The sequence below is a fragment of the Paraburkholderia elongata genome, from assembly GCF_013177735.1.
In the GTDB taxonomy this organism is placed as follows: domain Bacteria; phylum Pseudomonadota; class Gammaproteobacteria; order Burkholderiales; family Burkholderiaceae; genus Paraburkholderia; species Paraburkholderia elongata.
Window position 1 is genome coordinate 19403 of sequence record NZ_WOEZ01000020.1, and the last position, 21517, is coordinate 40919.

Here is a 21517-nt window from a genome sequence, read left to right on the forward strand (position 1 = left end):
CTTTCTGTGCTTTCGGTTCACCCCTGTACCGAAGCGTCGGCGATAAGCGCTCGATATAGCCCCCCGGATAATGCGGATCATCAGGATTAGGATTTGATGTACAGGAGCGGTACCTTGACGCCTTTTGGGCGGGTGCTTCCTTGCCATTGCCTTAAAAATTTTCAAGCTCTAGTAGCGCGACGCCCACAGACCGATAGAAGCGAGCTCAGTCGACGAAATCAGGATAACCGGGGTGCGAGCCGTTGCAAGCGAGAGGTCGCAGCCATCCGGGAAAGGCCCGGCATCAAGTGCTCCCCGGGCGCGGTGGGAAGGGCGGTTGAATCTGCTTGCAATGTCAACCACGCTGTAGGTCGGCCGATCGTACCCAGTGACGCCCGCCTGCTGCGCGGCCTACTGGGCGGTCTGCTGACGTTGATACTCGTCGTGCTTCATTTGCATGTAGTCGGCGCGGCTGACCTCGTGCAATTGCCGCTGATACTGCTCGGTCGCATCGAACCAGTCAGTTAGGCGTTTGTCGAGGCGGGCGTTGGGCGGGCTGGAAAGCGCACCCAGATAGGCATCGATGGCGAGGTAATAACGCATGGTATTGCGTTCCACCAGACCGCGCACGCCGCCGATGTATTGCGTCTCGCCCGTCGACGGATCGGACGTGGAGGAAAAGCCAACCTTGTCGCTGCCGATCGTCGCCAGATAGGTTTTCATCGCAAGCCGTCCCGCCGTGCCGTAACCGTAGGCGTAGGTCAGATGGATAAAGGTGCGGCTATCGGCCACGGGTATCGCCTCCAGCACGATACGGTAGTCTTTCGTGCTCAGCGGACCCGTGGCGGCGGAGAGCTCCACCCGAAGATAATCCGGGCTGCTCGCTGCCAGGCGATAGTTGAATTGCACGCGGTAGGACGAGGAAAGCGATTCCTCGGTTTTCTTGCCGATGTTCACCGCGAGGACCATACCACTTGCGCTCGTCGATGCATGGCAGTACTTGGTGTTCAGGTGGAGGATCAGCACGTCGCACCAGTTGGCCGGGCCCTGAGTCGGGTCGTTGAGCGTGCCGTTGACGGTTGCGAACGGATAGTTGACCACGCCGTAAATATCGCCCTTGAGTGCCGAGGGCAACTCCTGCGACTCGAGGTATAGCAGTCGCTGGAACTGATTGTGCGCGAGCTGCTGCGTCAGACTCTGGTATTTGTCGCGCAGGCTCGCCGCATTGTCGGCCGCTTGCGCGAAGGCGCTCTGGCACAGGCAGCAGAACACCGCCAGCATCGCGGCCATCAGCCACTGTCGCGCTCTCTGGTTGCCTGCTGGGGATCTGGCAAGCCTGCCCATGGACGTCCTCCTACTTTGGCTCAGGTTGCGGGGCGCCGTGCGTGGATCGGATCGTGGCGCGCTGGTAGCCCTCGCATTCTTGCAGGCGGTGGCGTGGTTTGTACATCCGTAATCGCCGCTGTCTTGCAATCGGTCGGAATAGACTGATAAAACTCGATCTCGGTCCGCCACAGCAACCGCCTGACGAAGCAAATTCCGCTTTACACAGGCCGGAGAAAGACTATTCCGCATCGTGCAAACCTTACTTCGCATGCCTTACCGTCCAACCTTCCGCTGCGCCATGTACGCAAGATAAGCGACGATCAGATCGATCTCGCGATCGCTCAGTTGGTCCTTCGGAAAAGCGGGCATGGTCCGGCCGGGCCAGTCTCGAACCGATGCCGGATTGCGAATGTAGCGGTGCAATGCTGCGGGCTGGAAGTACTCGACTGGATTCATCGGCACGTTGAGATCGGGGCCGGTGTCCGCACTGCCCGCGTGGTTGAGCCGATGACAGGCGAGACACTGAGTGATGAACAGGCTTTGACCCGCGCGGACCGGATCGGTTGCCGGCAGCGCCGGATCGACGCCGAGCACCGGCCAACGCGCGGATGGAGATGGTTGCGTAGAAAGTTGCGCGATCTGGTAAGGCCACTGCTCGCTGCGCACGGATGCCGCTTCCCTGCCGACCCAGACCAGGTAGAACGGTCCCGCGCTGACCGGCTTGCCCGGCAGCTTCGGCCACGGCTGCGCCGGGTCCTCGACCGCGAGCCATGCGACGGCCGTCGCGGGATCGCGGTTGCGCACGAGGTCCATCGGCAGTTGCGCGGCGAAACCGTCGGTCGCACGTGCCTCGAGCACGCTGTCCGCAGGTAACGCCGCACCGTCGAGCAGGTCGGCCAGCGGCACTGCGCGATAGGTCGTCGACGTACCGTAGGCGACATCTCGCGGAACGTGAATCTCGGCAGCATCCGGACGCGCCAGCAACGCCCCTTGGCTAAACGACTGGGTCTTACCGCCTATCCTGAGTTCAATCATGGGCTGCGCTGCCGCACAATGCCCGATCACGCTAAGCGTCAACAGCAAGACCGCAAACAACACGCGTTTCGACATTTGTCCTCCGTGCGCTCGACGCGTTCGAAGTCTACAACAGGATTGTGTCCGGACTTTGCCGCTCTCGGCCGACGCGCGACGATTACACTCCTTCTTTTTCGCCTGTGCAGCGGCCATCCGATAGACCACTGCACACGCAGAACCCGCCGCTGGATCGGTTTTCCGCTCGTATGCGGCCTGGCGATCAGTCACTTAACGATTTTTGCAATCAGCACGCGTCGTTTCCGATATCCTTCATACCATCAAAAGTCAGGAACGCAGACGGACATGAGCCGGCCGTTCCCGACGGGCCAGTCCATTGTTCGAACAGTCGCAACCACTCCTGCAGTTCAATGATTGAGATCAAGACGAGGAGCAAGACATGGCAATAGCACGGCAGGTCATCACATCACTTCAGCGCGACGGTACCGATATGCTCGGCACCAAGGGCGTGGCGGTCAAGATTGTGGATGAAAGCATTGTTTCTGGCTCGCTGCTAACCGTCGAAAGCAACCACTTCTGCGTGCTGAAATCACGGGGCGCTGTGCTCAACGTTTACGAGACTGGTCAGTACGCGCTCACTACGCCTGACAAGCCACTTCTGGGCTCCATCGCGCAAGGATTCTTCGGCGGTTCCTCGCCCTGGGTTTTCGAAGTCATCTATATCAACCGTTCCAAGCTGCTGATTCGCAGCCAGGGCGTCGCGACCAGTGCCGAGATGGCTGAGATGGCGTATCAGGTTGACTACTATATTCACATCGATACCAAGGAAGCGGCGCTCGATCTCATTACCCACCTCCCGTTTAACGGCAACTTCATCGATACGCAAGAGGTAGCGGATTATGCCGGCCCCGCGATCGAGCAGGCGATCAACCAGATCGTCCAGGTTACGAAGATGGAAAATATCAACGAGCACATCAACGAGATCCGCGAGTCGGTCAAGACGCATCTCTCCGACTTCCTGAGAACCTTTGGCATCATGCTGAATGACCTCAAAGTCCTGATCGTGCCCAAGGACGAGCGGATGCGCGAACTCATCTCGCTGCAAGCCATTGGCCTCTCGCCGATCGAGGCTGTTCGTTACTATCTTGCGCTGCGCATGGCCGAAAAGGGCCTTGTGTCCGCGCCGAATGCGGCAGCGGGCTTGCCCTTCCAGATCGGCGCTCCTGCCACCGGAATTTATCCAGTCGGACACGAAGCAGGGCTTTCCGGGAACAGCTAGCCATGGACTCCAGTTTCTACGACGAAGGCGTGCTCCGACAGGCAGCGATCAACCTGTTTCACGGCTGGGGCTACAACTTCTACCGGACCGAAAATCAGCTCCGCGCTGACGATCAACTCGTGCGTAGCAAGGCAGGCTGGCTCCTGGGGATGGCGCGCGCCAGTGTCGAACGTGCTGAAGCCGACTATCGACACGAGTTTATTGGCACGCCGTCTAGGGACAAGCCGTTCCCGAACCCGTCGAACATGGCCGCCGCCCAAAAGCTGGAGCGGCTGGCGGGAAGCATCGGCGTCGTCAGCGGTCGGCTGCAATCGCAGCCGGTCCCAGAGAATGATCGCATGACGCAGCGCTACCGTCAGGAGGCTGAAACCCTCAAGGTATTGATCGGTTGCGACGAGCGGCTCGTGGGGCAGTGTTCGCTGCTCCGCGCGATGCTCGATGCGCGAAGTGGTGTATGGATGCTGGAACATCTTGACGAAGTCGAAGATGGGTTGGCGGCCCTCCAGCAGACGTTGCGGAGTCGCGAAGCGGTGTTGCTCGATCGCACCGGATGATTCTGGCTCATCGCCCCACAATGCTGTCGCAACTTACGGTGCCAGTCGGCCGGAGCCGCTTCCGTACCGCATCGCGGATTTTGTGAACGGAGGACCGCTTTCGAGCATGCATGATTGGTGTTTCACACCCCGATCGGCCGGCTTCATTTTCTTCCACCCGAATCGCAAACGAGTTGCCCTTTCAACAGCGCATCGAGCCAGTCGGCGAACACCTGAACCCTGCGCGACAGATGTTGCCGATGCGGATAGAGCAAGTTCATCGGCATCGCCGCAGCCCGATATTCGGGCATCACCTCGATCAGCTCGCCCGCACGCAGATGCTGCTGCACGTCATAGGCAGGAATCTGGATCAAGCCGAGTCCTGCAAGGCAGCATGCGATATACGCCTCCGCGCTGTTGACGGTCACGCGGCCCTGCGTTGTCAACGTCCTTACCGTCTCGCCGTCGAGCCATTCCCAGGGCGTGATGCGCCCGCTCGATGGCGACGCATACTGAATGACCTGGTGGGTTGTCATGTCGCCGGGCGCGCAAGGCGTACCGTGATGGGACAAATAGAGGGGGCTCGCAACATTGATCAGTGGCAGATCGCCAATGGGACGCGCGATCATGCCGGAATCGTGCGGCTTACCTACGCGCAGCACGCAGTCGACGCGTTCTTCGACAAGGTCGATCGTGCGATCGGTCAGGCTGAGCGTGATGTCGATTTTCGGATAGGAGACGAGGAATTCCGGCAGTGCGGGTGCAATGATCAGCCGGCCAATACGGCCTGGCACGTCGATGCGCAGCACGCCGCTCGGTCCAACCGATGTCTGCCGGAACAGGTTCTCGGTCTCCTCGACATCGGCGATCAGGCGCAGGCAGCGCTCATAGAGCGCGGCGCCGTCCTGCGTCGGCGACACCTTCCGCGTTGTCCGATGCAGCAACCGGGCGCCGATCCGTCCTTCCAGCTCCTGGATAGCTGCGGATACCGACGAGCGGGGCAAGCCGAGCGTGTCCGCCGCGCGCGTGAAATTCGCGCATTCGACAACGCGCGCGAAGACGCGAAACAGGTCAATACGATCCACGTTCGCTCCGACCTTCGCGAGCGCGCAGCTCGACGTCGTATCGAGCTTTCTGCGCGGGATGCAGTCCATCGGTCCGGAATGCGCGCGCGCCGCCGATCTCGCTCATCGTCATGTCCAGGCACGCCTTTCCACTGTTCGACTTTTCTGACCAGTGATGTCAGAAACAGTAGATTTAAATGATTTTCCTGGAATATATCATCCAACAGGATGAGAGGCTGCATAGGGCGGCTTCGGCACTGGGGATGAACCATGGCAAACCACAGCATCAAAGGCAAAACCGTTGTCATTGCGGGCGGGGCGAAAAATCTCGGTGGACTGATTGCACGGGATCTCGCCGCACAGGGCGCCAAGGCGGTGGCGATCCACTACAACAGCGCGGGTTCGAAAGCCGCAGCGGACGAGACACTTGCCGCGATCGAGTTGGCAGGCGCCAAGGCGGTTGCTTTCCAGGCCGATCTGACCTCGGCCGGTGCGGTCGAGAAGCTGTTTTCGGATGTCGTCGCCGCCATCGGCCGCCCCGACATTGCAATCAATACGGTAGGCAAGGTGTTGAAGAAGCCGTTCGTCGACATCACCGAGGCCGAATACGATGAAATGACGGCGGTGAATTCCAAGTCTGCGTTCTTCTTCCTCAAAGAAGCAGGCAAGCACGTCAATGACAATGGCAAGATCGTCACGCTCGTCACGTCGCTGCTTGGCGCGTTCACACCGTTTTACGCTGCCTATGCAGGCACCAAAGCGCCGGTCGAGCATTTCACACGTGCTGCGGCCAAGGAATTCGGCGCGCGCGGCATCTCCGTGACGGCCGTCGGCCCCGGGCCCATGGACACGCCGTTCTTCTATCCCGCCGAAGGCGCGGACGCGGTGGCTTACCACAAGACCGCCGCCGCACTTTCACCGTTCTCCACGACTGGTTTGACCGACCCAGGGGATGTGGTGCCCTTCATCCGCCATCTGGTCAGCGACGGGTGGTGGATTACGGGGCAGACCATTCTGGTCAACGGCGGTTATACGACCAAGTAACAGCCATCCGATCGTATTATTGTCTCATTCTGTAGACCTCCCACAAACCATGCGGGACCGCCCAATGCGCTTTGAAGACTTTCTCAAAAGGTGGAGGGACAACCCCTCCACAGCATTCCAGATCGCGCTTCTTATGCGAATCGCCGCCGCGGTCCGAGACTCTTCAGATTGCACCGGTGCAGTGGTCGTCGGTTCATTTGCAAAGGGGACCGCCGATCGCCTCTCTGACATTGACCTGATTGCCTTTAGCTCGGAAGGAACCGGGCGCTCACTGTTCCAAACGATACGGCAACAGATCGCCCCATCGAAAGTATTCGTCACGTTTGATGGCGCGCATGATCCGGACAGCCCGTTCCAAAAGCTCGTCTTCGACGACTTAACCTCTATCGAATTTCACGTCATATCGCCCAGCACCGAGCTCACCCTGGAGCAGCCCTTTGTCGAGATAGTCAATCGGGATCGTTGCCTTGAGTCGAGGACATCATCGAGGCTCGCGCCGACCGGGCGCGATATGACTGTCTTTCGATATGGTGACCGATTCCTGGCATGGGAACTCTTCAACTGCTTGAAGTGGTTATGGCGTGGAGACTTCCAAACAGCAAAGCGCTACCTGGTCAAGCTAGGAAGAGCTATTGAGGCGTCGGAAGAAGGCGAAGGATCTGCCTTCAAATAGTTCACGCTGCTAAATACCAGACGTTCAACGCCGCCGGTCAGCGGCGGCCGAACGCCGTCCGCTGCAACCGGTTGTTAGGTCGTAGTACGAAAAAGCGGCGAGCAAGCTTCAGCGATTTGTTCCACATGACGGTGGTCCGTGCCACAGCAGCCTCCCATCACATTCAGGTGCGCAAGCCGTTCCTTGAGACGGGCGTACTGCGTACCAAGTTCGACCGGGTTCCCACTATCAAGCTCCGGGGATTCGCTCAACTCCGCGTGACTCTTGTGCGAAGCGTTCGCTCTGAAGCCCCGAATCCGATCTAACCACGACCCGCCCTCAGCCAACACGTGGCCGAAATGCGTGGGATGGGCACAGTTGATCATGTAGTAGCAGGGATAGCCTGACGTCGCCTCGTCAACTTGCTCGATCGCTGTCTTCAGACTCTGGCCGGTCGGGAGATTGCCGTCGGTCTCGACGGTAAAGGAAATGGCGACGGGCATGTCCACTTGCTGGGCCGCTCGCACAATCCCACGGGCTTCCGCCACGTAGTTCATGGTCATGGCACACACCATATCCGCAGCGGAACCAGCGAGGGTTTCGACTTGAGCCTGATGATAGGTCTCTGCTTCCTGCTCCGACATGGCCCTCGCGGGGATATAACCGTCCCCGCGAGGGCCGAGACACCCGCTGATGACCACCGGCGTTTGATCGGTTTCGTATCCGTCCCGGATCTCTGCGAGCAGGTTGATCGCTCTACGGTTTGCATCGGCCAGCTCCTCGGGCATGTACCCGAGCCGGGTTCCCCAGTCCGCGTTGGCCCGCCAGGTCGCGCTTTCGAGAATAAGTCCGGTGCCAAACCGCTTCGCGATCTCCGCATAGGTGCGAAAGTACTTGCGGAGGGCCGCTTCGCCTTCCGGCATCTTCAGCAGGTGGAAGGCAGCGAAGTCCGGGAGTTCCAATCCTTCATGGAAGATCAGGGTAGTTTCGATCCCACCGTCGGTGATATAAAGACCGTCGCCGAGTTGTGGCAACTTATTGCGGTATTTCGCCATGATTTGTCTCCTGTCGTAATCTAAAGGCGTGGCTGCGATCGGCAGCACGCAACCCGCTGCAGTCCTTCAGCATTACCGGCTGAAGGTCACATATCTGCCGGAAAGCAGGCTTTCAAATGTCGTCTGCCCTGGGGCCACGTAGCTCGCGCACCCCGCGCCCAAGGCGCCTGCGCAACAGCGTGCGCAACGTCGCGCCGTCGACATAACCGACCGCCGTGGCAATCGCCTCAATGTCGAGGCGGCTCGTGCGAAGGAGATGAACAGCTCGCTCGACGCGAAGGTCCTGGAAGTAAGACAGCGGAGATTTTCCAAGCACAGCCTCGATGCGGCGCTGCAGTGTTCGCGTACTGGTTGCCAGGGCGTCCGCTGCTGCGTCAAGCGAAAAGCCCTCGGCGAGCCGACCTCTCGCCCAGCGCTCGAAGCGCTCGACGAGCGGATCCGCGCGCGCGAGATGATCCGGGATCATGTAGGGCGCTTGCGAAGGTCGTGCGTCCACCAGCAGATAGCGGGCTACAACCGATGCCAGATCGGGACTCGCCTGATTCAGCAGCCAAAGAGCGAGATCGAGGTGCCCCATCGCTGCGCCCGCGGTGGTGAAGTCGCCCGACGGCACCACCATGCGAGCGCTGTCCAGCCGAACCTCCGGGTAACGCTGACGAAAAAGAGGCGCGAGCCACCACGTTGTGGTGGCTTCCTGGCCGTTCAGCAGACCCGACTCCGCCAGCACGAAAGTGCCAATGCAAGCGGTCGCGATTTTCACCCCATCCGCGTGACTTTGACGGAGCAATGCCATTGCATCGACCACGTCGCGCCGCGCGAGCGCCGGCACCAGTTGCTCCGGCATTTTTGTGGCGAGTGCCGGCACGACCAGCCAGTCCGGCCGGTCCATTGCGCTCACTGGTTTGACCGGCACGCGCATGCCCAAAGCAGTCCGCACGTCGCGCCGCATACCGATCACGTCGATTTCAAAGTGCGGGCCGACGCCGGGCTGCTGGATCGCGGCCAGATCGTTCGCGGTGGTGAAAGCGTCAAGCACCGCGGAAAACCCCGTGTCGAACACCCCGTCGAGAGCGAGAATCGTCAACTTCATGTCGTAAATGACTTCAAAAATGTCATTTACGACAATAGTACGCATGCACGTTCCTGTCTACAGTGGTCCTCAATCCGAACGCAACCTGTCCGCGTTGCCCGGACGACATCCTGATGAACGCCGTTTGATGGTGCAGCAGGAAGAAGAGCGGTCAAAAGGAACCGGTATGAACCATTCAACACAATCTAGCCTCGATCACCCGATCTGGACGGCCCTGACAACCAGGCAGGCGCATCTGCGCCAAGGCGATCTGCTTGCCCGTCGCTACCACCCCGACGTGGCTCCGTTTGCCGCTGTGGCGTACGAAACCCCTGCGGCCTACCAGGCGCTCCACCAGCTCCTGCTGCCTCATGAGCAGGTAGCGTTGCTGTCCTTCGATCCTGTCGTTCCAATCGACACTTTGCGAGCAGAACGTATGGGAGTGGTCCATCAGATGGTAGCCACTCGCCACGAAGCCAGAGGCGTCGACGATCAGGAAGTGATCGCCCTGAGTAACGCCGACGCGAAAGACATGCGCGATCTGGTACAGAAGACCAAACCCGGTCCTTTCGGCAAGCGAACCCACGAGATGGGCAACTACATCGGAATTCGCGACCGGGGGCGCCTCATTGCGATGGCAGGAGAACGAATGCGCCTCGACGGATACGTTGAGATAAGCGCGGTTTGCGTGGATGACGACTGGCGAGGCGGGGGCCTTGCTGGCCGGCTTGTGAATCTCTTGTGCAGGGAAATCGAGCGTCGTGGGGAGACTCCATTCCTGCACGTATTCAGTGACAATCAATCCGCGATCGGGCTATATGAACGTCTTGGCTTCGAGTTGCGGCGCACGTTCCTCCTTACCCTGATCAGACATGCTGATCCAGGCGCAGCGTGATGCGATTTTCCTGTTGGTGCATCGAGGACGTATGCCCGCTCGCTTGCGCCGGCACGAATACCCGGGGTCGACGGAGGTCTGATGTGTGCCGAAAATCGGTCATTCGGGCGGTTACAGTGGATGTCTCCTGCTGGTCGGTCACTCCCGGTCAGGGATCGGCCGAGGTCGTTGAACGAGCCACAAGCGAGCGACCGCTGGTGCCTGACAAGTTCGATGCGGCTAGCGTACGTCGGTCTCTAATCCCATTTGCAATGCTTCTTTACAATTTCATTTATGGCATGACGGTAGTTGAGAAACGCATTTGGCCCGACGCTTTCACGCAAGGACTTCTGCTCCGCTTCACCTAGGTTGGCCATATATGGTCCGGCGGCAACGACAAGGGCGATGGCGTCGATAATCTTCGGTTCTTTATAATAGACAGAATGAACCAATTCAAATTCTAGCGCGGCTAACAGGTCGTTGATTGAGGAGGATGAAGCACAAGTACCCAATCCGTCCCTGTAGGCTTCCAGCAATCCAGTTGCAATCTGTGCTGCCTGTAGCTTCTGATCCGCCAGAATCGTTCGAATAAAACTTGAGGGAATCGGAATTGGACAGAGATTCATCTCTCGTCCGCTCAGGACTTTGTGTTCGACCCAGTGATGCAGATATTCTTCTCCAATCGTGACATTTTTCATGTGGCCTGGGTTGCCAAGTAAGCCAAGAGACACAGCCCTAAGCGTTTTCCAAGCTTGAGCGAGTAGCAGAGGAGTCACAACTCGGACGACAATGCTTCGGCAAGCTCGAAGCAGCACGAGAAGCAGCCGCCACGGAAGCTCCAGGCATTCGACAACAAACTGAACGCGGACAAAGGAAACAGCTAGAATGTATGCGGCGGGGATGAATACTAACGCCGCGTTATCGAGCCACCACTCCCTATGGGGCAGCAGTCGCAGCACAGTAAGGAATCCGATCGCGTACGAGAGCCATACCAATAGGTAAATTGGATGACTCAGGCTGCGGGTATATACGGCCTGGTCGATATTAAAAGCCACTTGCAAGGCGTTGAGGATCGAAGGGCGAAGTCCATCTTTGTCCTTTGCAAGTGGATTCTGCATTGTGTTTACTGCCTTAAGAAATGACTGTGCTTCGTCGAATTCGCTATAGAAATGAAAGATTTTTGGATATATTGGGTAATACTCACCTTCAGGCCCAGGGACGCTCTTCCAGCTAGCAGTCATAGCGCCAATGAAGACCATAATTAATTCAAAAAAAACGTTCAAACAAAATGCTAAAGCGGCTAAAGCAATCATAGTCCCCACAATAAAAACGTGGCGACCCGGAACACGCAAAAATGCATTTAAGGTCTCGGAATCGTGTGCAAGCGCGACTCCAATGAACAGAAGTGTCGCAAGACACAGAAATCGACCCACGCGACCGGTTTTGTAACTAATTACGGGGCAACCCAAGAGAGTAATTGACCTACACGTCTCGTCCAAGCCAAAAAGACGAAAGGCTTCGAGCGCCACATTTCCGCCGTGGCTGTGGGCAACGATGTGGCAGTGCCACCCAGCGTCTTTGAGGTCGCGAACTTCTCGCGCGAGCGCCTTGGCTGCAAAAAGCCTAGACAACCAGTCGTTTCGACCATCCCAGTGGAAAACCGCGCCATCATCTGGCAGGTGACTCCAGCAACGAGGGTTGGAGTGCAGCGTTTCCAGCGATCTATCGAGGGCTTTGCAAAACTCGCTTCCCCTTTGGTACCACTGAACTACACCTTCTTTCGGCGCTGCGAAGGTTCCGTGGACGAGGATAACGGTATGCCGTTCCTCACGATCAGGCGCCCCTGCATGATCTGTCTCAGTATTGACCGAGTCCATTGCGGGTGGACGGCTCCCCCGTATCCAGGCGAACGAGCGATCCCATACATTGAGAAGCCTGCCGAATAATATAAGCATGGGTCGGTGCACTACGCTGGACTGGGCTACGCGGCTCGGTATCGGCAGGATCTTACGGGCCGGAGCGCGCTTTCTGTGCGCTCGAACACATTTAGGCTTACGTACGTCGCGAGCTGTCTCTTCAGTGAATGAAATGCGACATCACGCACAGGTGACCAAGCCTTATGCTCGGCCGAGCGGAGGTATCAATTGGAAGTTGACGTGGGACATTGGCGGAACCAAAGCGGACGCTCAGGGCTTGGATGCCAATGTCTCCTCTGGGCCGCGCTGAGACCCCGCCACTTCGCGCTCGCGTGCACCCACGGCCGCGTAGTCTGTCGAGCTGAAATGGTTGTCCCAGCCCGACTCCCGTCGAAGTCGGCCGACCGGCCCTCGCCGGAGAATGATTTATTGCGGTCTACGTGAACGGACGCCATTCGCGCCATACATCCATCGTGCCTTCACGACGTGGAGAGAGTCGTAGAATATTGCTGTGGATCGTTTTCCGGCGCCCTCCTCGAGCGCCGGACCGGCAAGGGTTACCTCGCCCGACGCGATCGACGAGTCGAACCGGTGCTTGGCCGTCCCGAACTGACGAGCCGCGTCTACGAGGTCGAGCCGGTCGATCATGAGTTTAAGGAGGCGACATGAACGCAGTGTGCCCGCTGCACGGGCCAACGAAAATCATCCGCACGAATGCCTACGGGTTTCCGGTCTATGCGTGCTGCTGCGACGACGTGACCTATGTGACGCCCCCGGATGCGTGTACGAGGGCACCGACGCAACGCGGACGTGACCCGCAACCCGAACAACCGAAGACGAGGAAAGAATGATACTGACGATCAAGCCTGCTGCCATGTGGTGACAGGCAGTCCGCAGTATGTGGACCGGCCGCGGCACGAGGTCGGACAAGTTTGTCAGCTTGCCGTACTCGGACGGTGCCTGCGTGAGCCACTTCAAGCGCGCTAACAGCGCCAACGTCGTAGACCGTTGAGGGTTGTTGGACGCCTGCCGGCACGCGTCGCCGCATGCTCACAGTCATGGCGGTCACGGCAGGCATCCAACAACCCTCAACGAACTCTCCCCAGTCATGGACCGATGCCTTGAGCCGCCGCCCCAATCGCGGCGACTCAGGCGCATCGTCAATTCACGCTGAATGGCGACACCACCATCGTCTTCGTCGCACTCACCCCGGTCCTGGTCAATGCTGGCGGCGTCCAGCGATACACCACAATGCTCGAGCCGTTGTAGTTGTCCTTCGTCACCTCATATTCGCCGGTCGAACGCCGATACGCCCGAAGTCCATACATCGAGTCCACGTCGTTGCCGACGTCGACTTTGTTTGGGTTGCTATTGACGAGCGTGATGTCGAGCTGTCCCGTCGTGAGGTTGAAGGCATCAATATTCGGCACGGTATGTACGTAGCCCACAAACAGATAATTGCCGGCGGCCGCAATGGATTTGGGATTCGCGCCAGTGAGATTGATCACTGGGTTCGGCGTGCTCCTGTTGCCGGCCAGCCAGCCGTGATAGACCTCGACGCGCGATCCGACCGCCGTCCAGTCCGTGCTGCCGGTTGCCCCTTGCGTGAGAATCATCGTGTCGCTGTCAGGCAGGTAGACGATCCGCGTCAGTTGCGAGATTGTGCGCGGGATCGGCGTCGTGATCGCGGCACCCCAGACCGGTTTGCCGCTCGCATCGAAACCGGTCAGCGGATAGTGAGAAATGACGTTGGTTTTGTCGAGACCCGCCCAGATATCGCCCTTGCTATCCAGGCAGAAACCATTGCGGACTCTCGCCGTCGTACCGAAGGACGTTCCCGGCAACGTGCTATCCGGAATCGCAATGTACCCGCTCGCCGGGTTGAAGTGGAAAAAGTAGAAGGTATCGGGGTTCTGGCTCGCAGCGACGAGTATCCGGTGGCCGCCCACGCTGGCGACCTGAGCGAATTGTTCGCCGCGTTCGTGGTCGGCGAGATTGATCCGCGGATCGGACGGATAGGTGATCGGATCGATTGTGTTGGCAACGAAGGTGCCTCCCGCGGTACCCGAATAGATGTTCGTTCCGCCGTAGAAGATCGCCCCGTCGGTGGCTGGGTCCGGTGCCGCGTTGCCCTCAAAGTTCACCGACTGGAGCTGCCAGCGCAGAACCCCGGTTCCGTCGTACGCGTGGATGTCGGTGCCGCCGTTGCGGCCGAGGTCCCATGACCCGCCCCACGGGTTGTTCAGGACATAGAGGTTGCGCGCGGAATCCCTGCCGATGCCGGTGACGCGCGTAAAGCGCCTGTCGCCCACCTGCCCTTTGATGCCAGTGACCGTATTGAGGAAGCCGCCTTGAACACCAAACGTACCCACAGCATAAGGTGCGCCGGACACGTCATAGATCTTGATGTTCATGTCCGGCCCCTCGTCGCCGATCCATAACTGCCCGCTGGACGAGTCAAAATACAGCGAAGATGATTGCGCTTTGGCCGGCAACTGGATGGTGTTTCGCCGTTCGCCGGTCGGGCTGAACTGGATCACAGCGCCCGTGCTGTGTTGCGCGACCCAGATGTTGCCGCCCGCGTCCACCGCGAGCGCGCCCGGCCCTGCCACGCTGATATCGCGCAGCCAGACACCGGACGTCGTGAACACGCGCACGCGGTTGCCTGGGAAATCGCTCGCGTAGAGCAGCGAGCCGGACGTCGCGAGTCCGGTGACGACATCCGCGAGGCGTTCGGTAGTCGTCGCGCTTACCGTGATAAGCAGGTCGCGCGTGCGGCTTGTCCGGTCGTATCGGCCAACCTTGCCGCTTCCATACATGGCGTTGAACTGCAGCGCAGCGAATAGCGAGGTCGAGTTGCCGGTGATCGCGCCACCCTGAAACTCGCCGTGCGCCCCGATTGAGCCGATGTTCTGTCCGTTCTGATAGATCGCGATGCCGCCTTCGCCTTCGTCCCACATTGACGCGGTATAGATCACCCCATCTGATGCCACCCACATCGAGCGGGCCACATTGCCCACCCGAGTCGCGGCCGTGCCATGTGTGTTGGCCACCCAACCGGTAGAGTATTGAGCTTCGCAAACGGACGCAGCCGCTGCGCTCAGCATTACCGCGACGAACGCGGTACAGAGTCCTTTGAAAACCATGAGGGATGTTTCTCGATCGCACGCCGTGCAGTACAGGCGTCCATAGTGCGGTGTTGCCAACCCTGGCAAACTTGGAGTCCGAATCCTGACGATTTGAGCCCGTGCGTCGCGAAGCGTGCGACGTGACGCGTCGAATTGGTCTGGGATGTCGTCTGAGTTAACGGCGGTGCGCGGCGCGAGTTGAGCGATTTTTCAACTGGACCATGAGATCCGCGTGATTGGCGAGATATCGCCAATGGCGATATGCTGAAACCAGCGCGCAGTCCCGTCGCTCTCACGCCGACAGGTGTCTCATGGATGCTTTCACCAAAGAACCGCTGCTTGCCACACTGAATCTGATTGCGGCGCACTCCTGGTACGCGAACCAGTCCGGCGCCTTCACGTTCCTGAACGAACGATGCGCGGATTACCTAGGCCTTGCGAGTGACGATCCCCTTCGGTTCGGCATCGAAACTGGCGCGGCGTGGGACTCCCACATCGCGTGGCTGCATCCAGACGATCACGACGAGGCACGCAATGTCTGGTCAAAGTGCGTCGGATTGGGCTCTGCCGGTGAGGTGACTTTTCGAGTACGTAACGCAGAAGGCGGATACCGCTGGTTCCACTGTCGCGCCGAACCTCTTCTGGCTAAGGATGGAACGCTCCAGGGTTGGATCGGCATCAATTTCGATGTTGAAGAACGCAAGCAAGCCGAGTTTTATCTCGCGGAAGGCGAGCGGCTCGGGCGTTCGGGTAGCTGGGCATTCAACGCCGGCCGCTTCGAATACTGGTCCGGCGGGCTGTTTCAGATCCACGGCCTCGAGCCGGGCGACAAAGCGCCGACCATTCCAGAATACATTGCGCTCGTGCACCCGGAAGATCGGGACTTTATGTCGCAAGCAATTCAAAAGATGCTCGCGGACCATGAGGCCTTCGACTTTACGAAACGGATCGTGCAGCCCAACGGAACGACTCGTCATATCCGTTGCGTCGGCACGCCCGTGAGCGAAGGAGGGAGTTTCCGGCGCTTCGTCGGGATAGGGATGGATGTAACGGAGCAGGAGCGATTGACTCAGGCGCTGCGCGAGCGCGAGGAGGAACTTCAGCAGATATTGGATCTCACGCCGCAACTCATAGCGGTATTGGGGCCCCGACGCGAGCGCCTTTATGCAAACCGCACGGCGCTTGCTTATCTCGGCGCAAGTCTCGAGGAGTGGAGGCAGCGCGACACCAGCTTCGAAGTTCAACCGGACGATCTCGCCCGACACGCTGCGCTTGCAGAGCGTGCGTTGTCGGGCGGCTCTGCTTACGAGCTGGAAGTTCGGATACGCAATAGCGAGGGAATCTATCGCTGGCTTCTGGCCCGTTACAACCCGCTACGCGATGACAAGGGACAAATCATCCGTTGGTATATTGCATGTACCGATATTGACGACCGCAAGCGGGACGAGGAGAGGCTGCAACAAGAAAACGTCGCGCTTCGTCAGGAGATCGACAAGGCCTCAATGTTCGAAGAGATCGTGGGGAAGTCGCTCGCGCTGACCGGCGTGCTGTCACGCGTGTCCAAGGTTGCAGCCAGCGACTCGACCGTTCTGATCACCGGCGAGACCGGGACCGGAAAGGAGCTTATTGCCCGTGCGATTCACCGACGATCAAGTCGCTCCTCAAGGGCATTTGTTGCCGTGAATTGTGCCGCCATCCCGCGCGAACTGATTGCCTCGGAACTGTTCGGGCATGAGAAGGGAGCCTTCACGGGCGCCACACAACGGCGCCTGGGCCGCTTCGAGCTCGCCGACGGCGGAACGATATTTCTCGATGAGGTCGCAGAGCTGTTGCCTGGCATGCAGGCCGCGCTGCTGAGGATGCTGCAGGAACGGGAGTTCGAGCGCGTCGGGGGGCGGGAGGCAATCCGCGTCGACGTTCGCGTCATTGCCGCCACGAATCGCGATCTGGAGGAAGCAGTCGCTGCCGGAACTTTCCGCCAGGATCTCTTCTATCGTCTCAACGTTTTCCCCGTCGAGATGCCCCCGCTGCGGGAACGCGGAGACGACATTCCGCCGCTCGTGGCGTACTTCATCGATCGCTACGCGCGGAAGATGGGCAAGTCGTTCCGGCACGTCAACAAGTGGACACTCGATCGCCTGAAGGCCTATCCGTGGCCGGGGAATGTGCGCGAACTGCAGAACGTGATCGAGCGGTCGGTGATCGTCTGCGATTCCGATGAATTCATGATCGACGAGAGCTGGCTGTCGGCGAGCCCGCCACTCAATAGCCGGGTTGTCCTGCCATCGACGCTCGCTGCTCATGAGAAGACGATCATCGAGGAGGCGCTGCGCGCCTGCGGCGGGCGGGTCTTCGGACCCACAGGGGCGGCGACGCGGCTCGGCATTCCGCGCTCGACGCTCGAATCGAAAATCCGCGCGCTGAGGATCGACAAGAGCCGCTTTCGGCACTGACCGGCGAAAGCTTGGTCGGCCAGCTGTTGTACCGAAGTTCGCCATTGACGAGATATCGCCACTGCACCGCACCGAAACACGCTTTAGATTCAATACCTTACCGTTGGCTCGGCAATTGCGTCGGATATGGCCATGCCCCCTGCTGAAGAACCGCAGCAGGGGCGGCGCCGACGATCGCAAGAGATGACTCATGATCGTCACGCTTCGTTCTGACCGCATGGCCCCGAGGAGACGCGATGAAAGCCATCACGCAGCATTACATCGACGGTGCGTTCGTCGAATCCCATGGCCGCGAGGTCATCGAGAGCATCAATCCGACCAACAAAAAGGTAATCGGCAGCGTGCTTCTGGGCGACGAGGAGGATGCGCGGCGCGCGATCGCCGCCGCGAAGCGTGCCTTCCCCGCTTACGCCCGGACGACGAAGAAAGAGCGCGCGGACATCCTGCGCCGGGTGCACGAAGTGGTCGCGGCGCGCACCGACGATCTGACGGCGGCGATGGTCGAGGAGTACGGCGGCGTGTGCCAGTTCTCCAGGCTCATCGTGCAGTCGGGAGTCGAATCGTTCCTCCACGCCGAAAAGGCGCTTCATGAGATGCAGCTCGTCCGGCGCTGGGATAAGACAACGGTAACTTTTGAGCCCGTCGGCGTGGCCGGTCTGATTACGGCCTGGAATGCGAATGCGCTGTTCATCTGCCTCAAGCTTGCCTCCGCGATCGCCGCCGGTTGCACGGTGGTCGTGAAGCCTAGCGAGCTGAGCGCGCTGCAGACCCAGGTATTGCTTGAATGTCTGCACGAGGCAGGATTGCCCCAGGGCATTTACAACGTCGTGACGGGCCGCGGCAACGTGGTCGGCGCCGAGCTCGTGCGGAATCCCGACGTCGCGAAGATCTCGTTCACCGGATCGGGCGCCGTTGGCGAACAGATCATGCGCGACGGTGCGGCGACGATGAAGCGCGTCACGCTCGAGCTGGGGGGCAAGTCACCCAACATCCTGCTCGACGACGTCGACCTCGCCCAGGCGATTCCGATGGCCCTCGGCATTGCATTTCTGAACAGCGGACAGGCCTGCGCGGCAGGAACGCGGCTCCTCGTGCCGAAGAGCCGTCTCGATGCGGTCAAGCGCTCGATCGTGGCCGCCATGCCCGCCTTCACGGTCGGCGACCCGGCCGATCCCGGGATTGCTATCGGCCCCATGGTGACGGAGAAGCAGTGCGAGCGCGTGCAGTCATACATTCGGAAGGGCATCGCGGAAGGCGCGGAAGTCCTCGTGGGCGGGGATGGCCATCCGCCCGGTCTGGAGGGGGGCAACTTCGTCAGGCCAACGGTGTTCGTGGACGTAAGGAACGATATGACCATCGCGCAGGAGGAGATTTTTGGTCCGGTGCTCTGTCTAATCGACTATGAAACGGAAGATGAGGCGATCCGGATCGCCAACGATTCGAAGTATGGCCTCCATGCCTTCGTGAGCGGGTCCGACGTAGAGCGCGCACGCCGCGTGGCGTCGCAGATCCGTGCCGGGCGCGTCGTGATCAACGGCATGCGGGACGATCCGCAGGCGCCCTGGGGCGGATTCAAGCACTCAGGCGTGGGTCGCGAATATGGCGCCTTCGGTATCGAGGCATTTCTTGAACCGCGGGCCATTCTTGAGTGACCGGTCTCGCCGATCCGAAACGTTCATTAAGGAGAACGGCATCATGTCCAGTCAGAAGTGGTTCATTACCGGTGCGTCCGGCGGTCTGGGGCTCGCCGTCACGGAAAAGGTGCTGGCCCAGGGGCATCCTGTGGTTGCAGCGGTGCGTCGTATCGAGGCAATGCAGTCGCTGAGGCAGGCCTATCCGGATCAGCTCAAAGTGGAGTCGGTCGACTTGACCGACCGCGAACAGGTTCAGGCCGCCGCGGCGCGCCATCCAGATGTCGACGTCGTCGTCAACAACGCGGGGGGAGCCGTTATTGGCGCGATGGAGGAAATGAGCGAGGCCGATATCGAACAGCAGATCGCGCTGAATCTGCTGGCGCCAATCCACGTCACGCGCGCCTTCCTCGGTGCGCTGCGCGCAAAGAAACGCGGCACCTTCATCCATGTCAGTAGCGTCGGCGGACGTGCCGCCTTCCCGGGAGGCTCGCTGTACCACGCCGCGAAGTTCGGACTTGAAGGCTTTGCCGAAGCGGTGAGCCAGGAGGTTGCCGAGTTCGGCATTAAGACCATCATCATCGAACCGGGCTCGATCAAGACGGGTTTCGTGGCCAATATCCGCTGGACCACAGAACTCGATGAATACAAGGACAGCGCGGTCGGCAAGCTGCGTCGCTGGATCGAGGAGAACGGCGACGCCAATGCGTCGGGCGATCCCGTGAAAATGGCCGACGCGATCTACACGGTCAGCCAGATGCCGGAGCCGCCGCTGCGCACCGTCCTCGGCGGGGATGCCTATGCGGTGCTGGAAGCCGGCTACTCGGGGAGTCTGGCCGCACTACAGGCACAAAAGGACATCGCCGGGTCGGTAATGTTCGAGGGCAAAACCGGCTTCATTCCCGAGTGAGCGTGCAGCCATGGCCGAGTGCCGCCTGATGCGATTGATATACGCGACCCAACGGCACCCCAAGCCGCGATCGGCAGGACGCGACTCTGAACCGGCGTTCGGAATCAAACGACGGCAATGACCGCTTCTGAGGTGCCCCCCCTCTCACTCATACAGAGCTAATTTGTAATTCCAGCGGAGATGCGGCGCGGTCTTGCTGGCACGCCGTTCACCTTTGGACGAGGCAGCCTCTAATCAGCCGCGGTCGAAGTGGCGAAAGAATAAATACAAGCAGACTGCCGCAGCGGACCAGAGCCCGGCCTGCGCAATGCCCGAGCCCTTGCCCGTCCCGAAGCGCCGTCTCCACCACACATTCAGCCCCTCAATGACCATGCCCGTAACCAAGAATGTAATGAGGTACGCCGCTATTCCGAAGGCAGTCATCCTGCCTGTTTCATGATACTGAATGGCGAAGACGATCAATGCATTGGGAATCAAAAGCGATAAGGGGCGCTTGAATACTTCGGCGAGCATTGCTTCCTCCGGGACTCTTAAATTTTCGCCAGATTGTACGGCCAACAACACTGTCGAAAAAAATAGCTAGCTCGCTATGCGCCTTGCATCTTCACGCGCTATTTTTATTCTTCCAGGCCGTTGCCTGGTTCGATGATCTGCGATTCCGCCCGGGTTCCTCTTGAGGTGAGGTCGCGATTGTCAGCGATTCAAGCGTTGCCGTCGAACGTCTCCAACTGGCCGGTCACTGCCTGTCGGCGATCGGCAGCGCGCGACCCATAGCGGGCGCTCGAAACGCCCAGCAGACAGCCGAATAACGGACGCTCAACGTTTGACATGAGAGGCGGCCTAGCCTCGCGAGTCCGCTCGATGGAAGGGTTAGGCCTCGGGTTGGTGGCAAACCACTTCGATGTTGTGCCCGTCCGGACCAATGACAAAAGCTGCATAGTAGTTCGCGTGGTAGTGCGGGCGTGGACCAGGCGCACCATTGTCTTTGCCACCCGCCTCCAGAGCCGCGCGATAGAAAGCTTCGACTTGCTGGCGATTCTCGGCCGTGAACGCCAGGTGAAGATGCGCCGGCTTCTCCTCGGTTTGGTACAGGCACAGTGAAGCCTTACCCTGTGGGCTAAGCTCGACACCGTATGTCGGCGGCCCCTCCGAGACAACAGCTACGCCGAGCGGTTCGAGTGCCTTGAGGAAGAACGCTTTGCTCGCTGCATAGTCGCTGACTCCGAATTTGACGTGGTCGAACATGAGTTCTCCTGAAGTGTGTGGGCCTGCGCGAGGCCTAACGTGATTTAGAGATCACCGCGATGTTGCCACACGTAGCCACAAGTAGCTACCGGTGGCAATCGGGGTATGACATCCGCACGGTGCAGGAATTGCTCGGGCACGCAGACGTGACCACCACGATGATCTACACGCACGTGCTGAAGGTTGGCGGTGGAGGCGTGCCGAGCCCACTGGACTCCTTGCCTTGAAGGCGGGCAGCGTGTCACCACGATCGACGTACGTGACGCTGAATGAAAAGCCGGAGAGATTACCTTCGACGAAAGTGCCATGTATCTATTCGGCGCGACG

Annotated in this window: 18 protein-coding genes and 1 pseudogene; 10 read left to right on the top strand and 9 right to left on the bottom strand. The window is 59.6% G+C overall.

What is annotated here, in order from left to right:
* Positions 1 to 390 precede the first annotated feature (390 nt).
* Positions 391 to 1323, bottom strand: a complete 933-nt coding sequence (locus GNZ13_RS04085; RefSeq protein WP_172160739.1) for a hypothetical protein — start codon at positions 1321 to 1323, stop codon at positions 391 to 393.
* A gap of 255 nt (positions 1324 to 1578) precedes the next feature.
* On the bottom strand, positions 1579 to 2415 hold the full coding sequence (locus GNZ13_RS04090) for a c-type cytochrome (RefSeq protein WP_172160740.1): 837 nt from the start codon (positions 2413 to 2415) through the stop codon (positions 1579 to 1581).
* A 361-nt stretch (positions 2416 to 2776) separates the two neighbouring features.
* On the opposite strand from GNZ13_RS04090, the gene GNZ13_RS04095 reads away from it, so the two are divergent.
* Together GNZ13_RS04095 and GNZ13_RS04100 are read left to right on the top strand one after the other, a co-directional pair.
* Positions 2777 to 3616, top strand: a complete 840-nt coding sequence (locus GNZ13_RS04095) for an SPFH domain-containing protein (protein WP_172160741.1) — start codon at positions 2777 to 2779, stop codon at positions 3614 to 3616.
* 2 nt (positions 3617 to 3618) lie between these two features.
* Positions 3619 to 4170 (top strand): hypothetical protein, encoded by a 552-nt coding sequence (locus tag GNZ13_RS04100; protein WP_172160742.1) that lies wholly within the window; start codon positions 3619 to 3621, stop codon positions 4168 to 4170.
* Positions 4171 to 4313: 143 nt separating this feature from the next.
* Here the strand turns inward: GNZ13_RS04100 and GNZ13_RS04105 are convergent, their stop codons facing one another.
* Entirely contained in the window at positions 4314 to 5234 is a 921-nt protein-coding gene (locus GNZ13_RS04105; RefSeq protein WP_172160743.1) for a LysR family transcriptional regulator, read from the bottom strand.
* A 249-nt stretch (positions 5235 to 5483) separates the two neighbouring features.
* Here GNZ13_RS04105 and GNZ13_RS04110 point away from each other — a divergent pair, with 249 nt between their 5' ends.
* Both GNZ13_RS04110 and GNZ13_RS04115 read left to right on the top strand, forming a co-directional pair.
* On the top strand, positions 5484 to 6257 hold the full coding sequence (locus GNZ13_RS04110) for an SDR family oxidoreductase (protein ID WP_172160744.1): 774 nt from the start codon (positions 5484 to 5486) through the stop codon (positions 6255 to 6257).
* Positions 6258 to 6321: 64 nt separating this feature from the next.
* Complete coding sequence (locus GNZ13_RS04115; protein WP_172160745.1) at positions 6322 to 6930, top strand: nucleotidyltransferase domain-containing protein; 609 nt, start codon at positions 6322 to 6324, stop codon at positions 6928 to 6930.
* A 74-nt stretch (positions 6931 to 7004) separates the two neighbouring features.
* On the opposite strand, the gene GNZ13_RS04120 is transcribed toward GNZ13_RS04115, so the two are convergent.
* Positions 7005 to 7964 (bottom strand): homocysteine S-methyltransferase family protein, encoded by a 960-nt coding sequence (locus GNZ13_RS04120; protein ID WP_172160746.1) that lies wholly within the window; start codon positions 7962 to 7964, stop codon positions 7005 to 7007.
* Between the two features lie 112 nt (positions 7965 to 8076).
* Positions 8077 to 9054 (bottom strand): GlxA family transcriptional regulator, encoded by a 978-nt coding sequence (locus GNZ13_RS04125; protein ID WP_172160795.1) that lies wholly within the window; start codon positions 9052 to 9054, stop codon positions 8077 to 8079.
* 166 nt (positions 9055 to 9220) lie between these two features.
* Between GNZ13_RS04125 and GNZ13_RS04130 the strand changes: the two genes are divergently transcribed.
* Entirely contained in the window at positions 9221 to 9928 is a 708-nt protein-coding gene (locus GNZ13_RS04130) for a GNAT family N-acetyltransferase (RefSeq protein ID WP_172160747.1), read from the top strand.
* 236 nt (positions 9929 to 10164) lie between these two features.
* Here the strand turns inward: GNZ13_RS04130 and GNZ13_RS04135 are convergent, their stop codons facing one another.
* Positions 10165 to 11784, bottom strand: coding sequence for a lipase family protein (locus GNZ13_RS04135; RefSeq protein ID WP_172160748.1), 1620 nt, complete (start codon positions 11782 to 11784; stop codon positions 10165 to 10167).
* Between the two features lie 704 nt (positions 11785 to 12488).
* On the opposite strand from GNZ13_RS04135, the gene GNZ13_RS04140 reads away from it, so the two are divergent.
* Positions 12489 to 12674 (top strand): hypothetical protein, encoded by a 186-nt coding sequence (locus GNZ13_RS04140; RefSeq protein WP_115101509.1) that lies wholly within the window; start codon positions 12489 to 12491, stop codon positions 12672 to 12674.
* Between the two features lie 309 nt (positions 12675 to 12983).
* Here the strand turns inward: GNZ13_RS04140 and GNZ13_RS04145 are convergent, their stop codons facing one another.
* Positions 12984 to 14930 carry an SMP-30/gluconolactonase/LRE family protein gene (locus GNZ13_RS04145; RefSeq protein WP_407945604.1) on the bottom strand — a complete coding sequence of 649 codons (1947 nt, stop codon included), beginning with the start codon at positions 14928 to 14930 and terminating at the stop codon, positions 12984 to 12986.
* A gap of 332 nt (positions 14931 to 15262) precedes the next feature.
* Between GNZ13_RS04145 and GNZ13_RS04150 the strand changes: the two genes are divergently transcribed.
* From GNZ13_RS04150 to GNZ13_RS04160, 3 genes are all read left to right on the top strand, one after another.
* Entirely contained in the window at positions 15263 to 17404 is a 2142-nt protein-coding gene (locus GNZ13_RS04150) for a sigma 54-interacting transcriptional regulator (protein ID WP_172160750.1), read from the top strand.
* 236 nt (positions 17405 to 17640) lie between these two features.
* Positions 17641 to 19056: an aldehyde dehydrogenase family protein gene (locus GNZ13_RS04155; protein ID WP_172160751.1), complete on the top strand. Its 1416-nt coding sequence runs from the start codon at positions 17641 to 17643 to the stop codon at positions 19054 to 19056.
* Complete coding sequence (locus GNZ13_RS04160) at positions 19031 to 19945, top strand: SDR family NAD(P)-dependent oxidoreductase (RefSeq protein ID WP_236001794.1); 915 nt, start codon at positions 19031 to 19033, stop codon at positions 19943 to 19945. Before GNZ13_RS04155 ends, GNZ13_RS04160 begins: the two co-directional genes overlap by 26 nt.
* A 234-nt stretch (positions 19946 to 20179) precedes the next feature.
* Here GNZ13_RS04160 and GNZ13_RS04165 read toward each other — a convergent pair whose 3' ends face one another.
* Together GNZ13_RS04165 and GNZ13_RS04170 are read right to left on the bottom strand one after the other, a co-directional pair.
* The gene (locus GNZ13_RS04165; RefSeq protein WP_172160752.1) at positions 20180 to 20458 is read right to left on the bottom strand and encodes a hypothetical protein; all 279 of its coding nucleotides are present in this window, start codon (positions 20456 to 20458) and stop codon (positions 20180 to 20182) included.
* 357 nt (positions 20459 to 20815) lie between these two features.
* Positions 20816 to 21190 carry a VOC family protein gene (locus GNZ13_RS04170; RefSeq protein WP_172160753.1) on the bottom strand — a complete coding sequence of 125 codons (375 nt, stop codon included), beginning with the start codon at positions 21188 to 21190 and terminating at the stop codon, positions 20816 to 20818.
* 92 nt (positions 21191 to 21282) lie between these two features.
* Here GNZ13_RS04170 and GNZ13_RS04175 point away from each other — a divergent pair.
* Positions 21283 to 21417, top strand: a pseudogene (locus GNZ13_RS04175) (tyrosine-type recombinase/integrase); the annotation flags it as partial.
* Positions 21418 to 21517 lie beyond the last annotated feature (100 nt).

Coding starts and splice junctions, on each gene's coding strand:
- GNZ13_RS04150 (WP_172160750.1), top strand. CDS start 15,263: ATGGATGCTTTCACCAAAGAACCGCTGCTTGCCACACTGAATCTGATT.
- GNZ13_RS04120 (WP_172160746.1), bottom strand. CDS start 7,964: ATGGCGAAATACCGCAATAAGTTGCCACAACTCGGCGACGGTCTTTAT.
- GNZ13_RS04090 (WP_172160740.1), bottom strand. CDS start 2,415: ATGTCGAAACGCGTGTTGTTTGCGGTCTTGCTGTTGACGCTTAGCGTG.
- GNZ13_RS04165 (WP_172160752.1), bottom strand. CDS start 20,458: ATGCTCGCCGAAGTATTCAAGCGCCCCTTATCGCTTTTGATTCCCAAT.
- GNZ13_RS04125 (WP_172160795.1), bottom strand. CDS start 9,054: ATGAAGTTGACGATTCTCGCTCTCGACGGGGTGTTCGACACGGGGTTT.
- GNZ13_RS04095 (WP_172160741.1), top strand. CDS start 2,777: ATGGCAATAGCACGGCAGGTCATCACATCACTTCAGCGCGACGGTACC.
- GNZ13_RS04100 (WP_172160742.1), top strand. CDS start 3,619: ATGGACTCCAGTTTCTACGACGAAGGCGTGCTCCGACAGGCAGCGATC.
- GNZ13_RS04170 (WP_172160753.1), bottom strand. CDS start 21,190: ATGTTCGACCACGTCAAATTCGGAGTCAGCGACTATGCAGCGAGCAAA.
- GNZ13_RS04130 (WP_172160747.1), top strand. CDS start 9,221: ATGAACCATTCAACACAATCTAGCCTCGATCACCCGATCTGGACGGCC.
- GNZ13_RS04135 (WP_172160748.1), bottom strand. CDS start 11,784: ATGGACTCGGTCAATACTGAGACAGATCATGCAGGGGCGCCTGATCGT.
- GNZ13_RS04145 (WP_407945604.1), bottom strand. CDS start 14,930: ATGCTGAGCGCAGCGGCTGCGTCCGTTTGCGAAGCTCAATACTCTACC.
- GNZ13_RS04115 (WP_172160745.1), top strand. CDS start 6,322: ATGCGCTTTGAAGACTTTCTCAAAAGGTGGAGGGACAACCCCTCCACA.
- GNZ13_RS04155 (WP_172160751.1), top strand. CDS start 17,641: ATGAAAGCCATCACGCAGCATTACATCGACGGTGCGTTCGTCGAATCC.
- GNZ13_RS04085 (WP_172160739.1), bottom strand. CDS start 1,323: ATGGGCAGGCTTGCCAGATCCCCAGCAGGCAACCAGAGAGCGCGACAG.
- GNZ13_RS04110 (WP_172160744.1), top strand. CDS start 5,484: ATGGCAAACCACAGCATCAAAGGCAAAACCGTTGTCATTGCGGGCGGG.
- GNZ13_RS04140 (WP_115101509.1), top strand. CDS start 12,489: ATGAACGCAGTGTGCCCGCTGCACGGGCCAACGAAAATCATCCGCACG.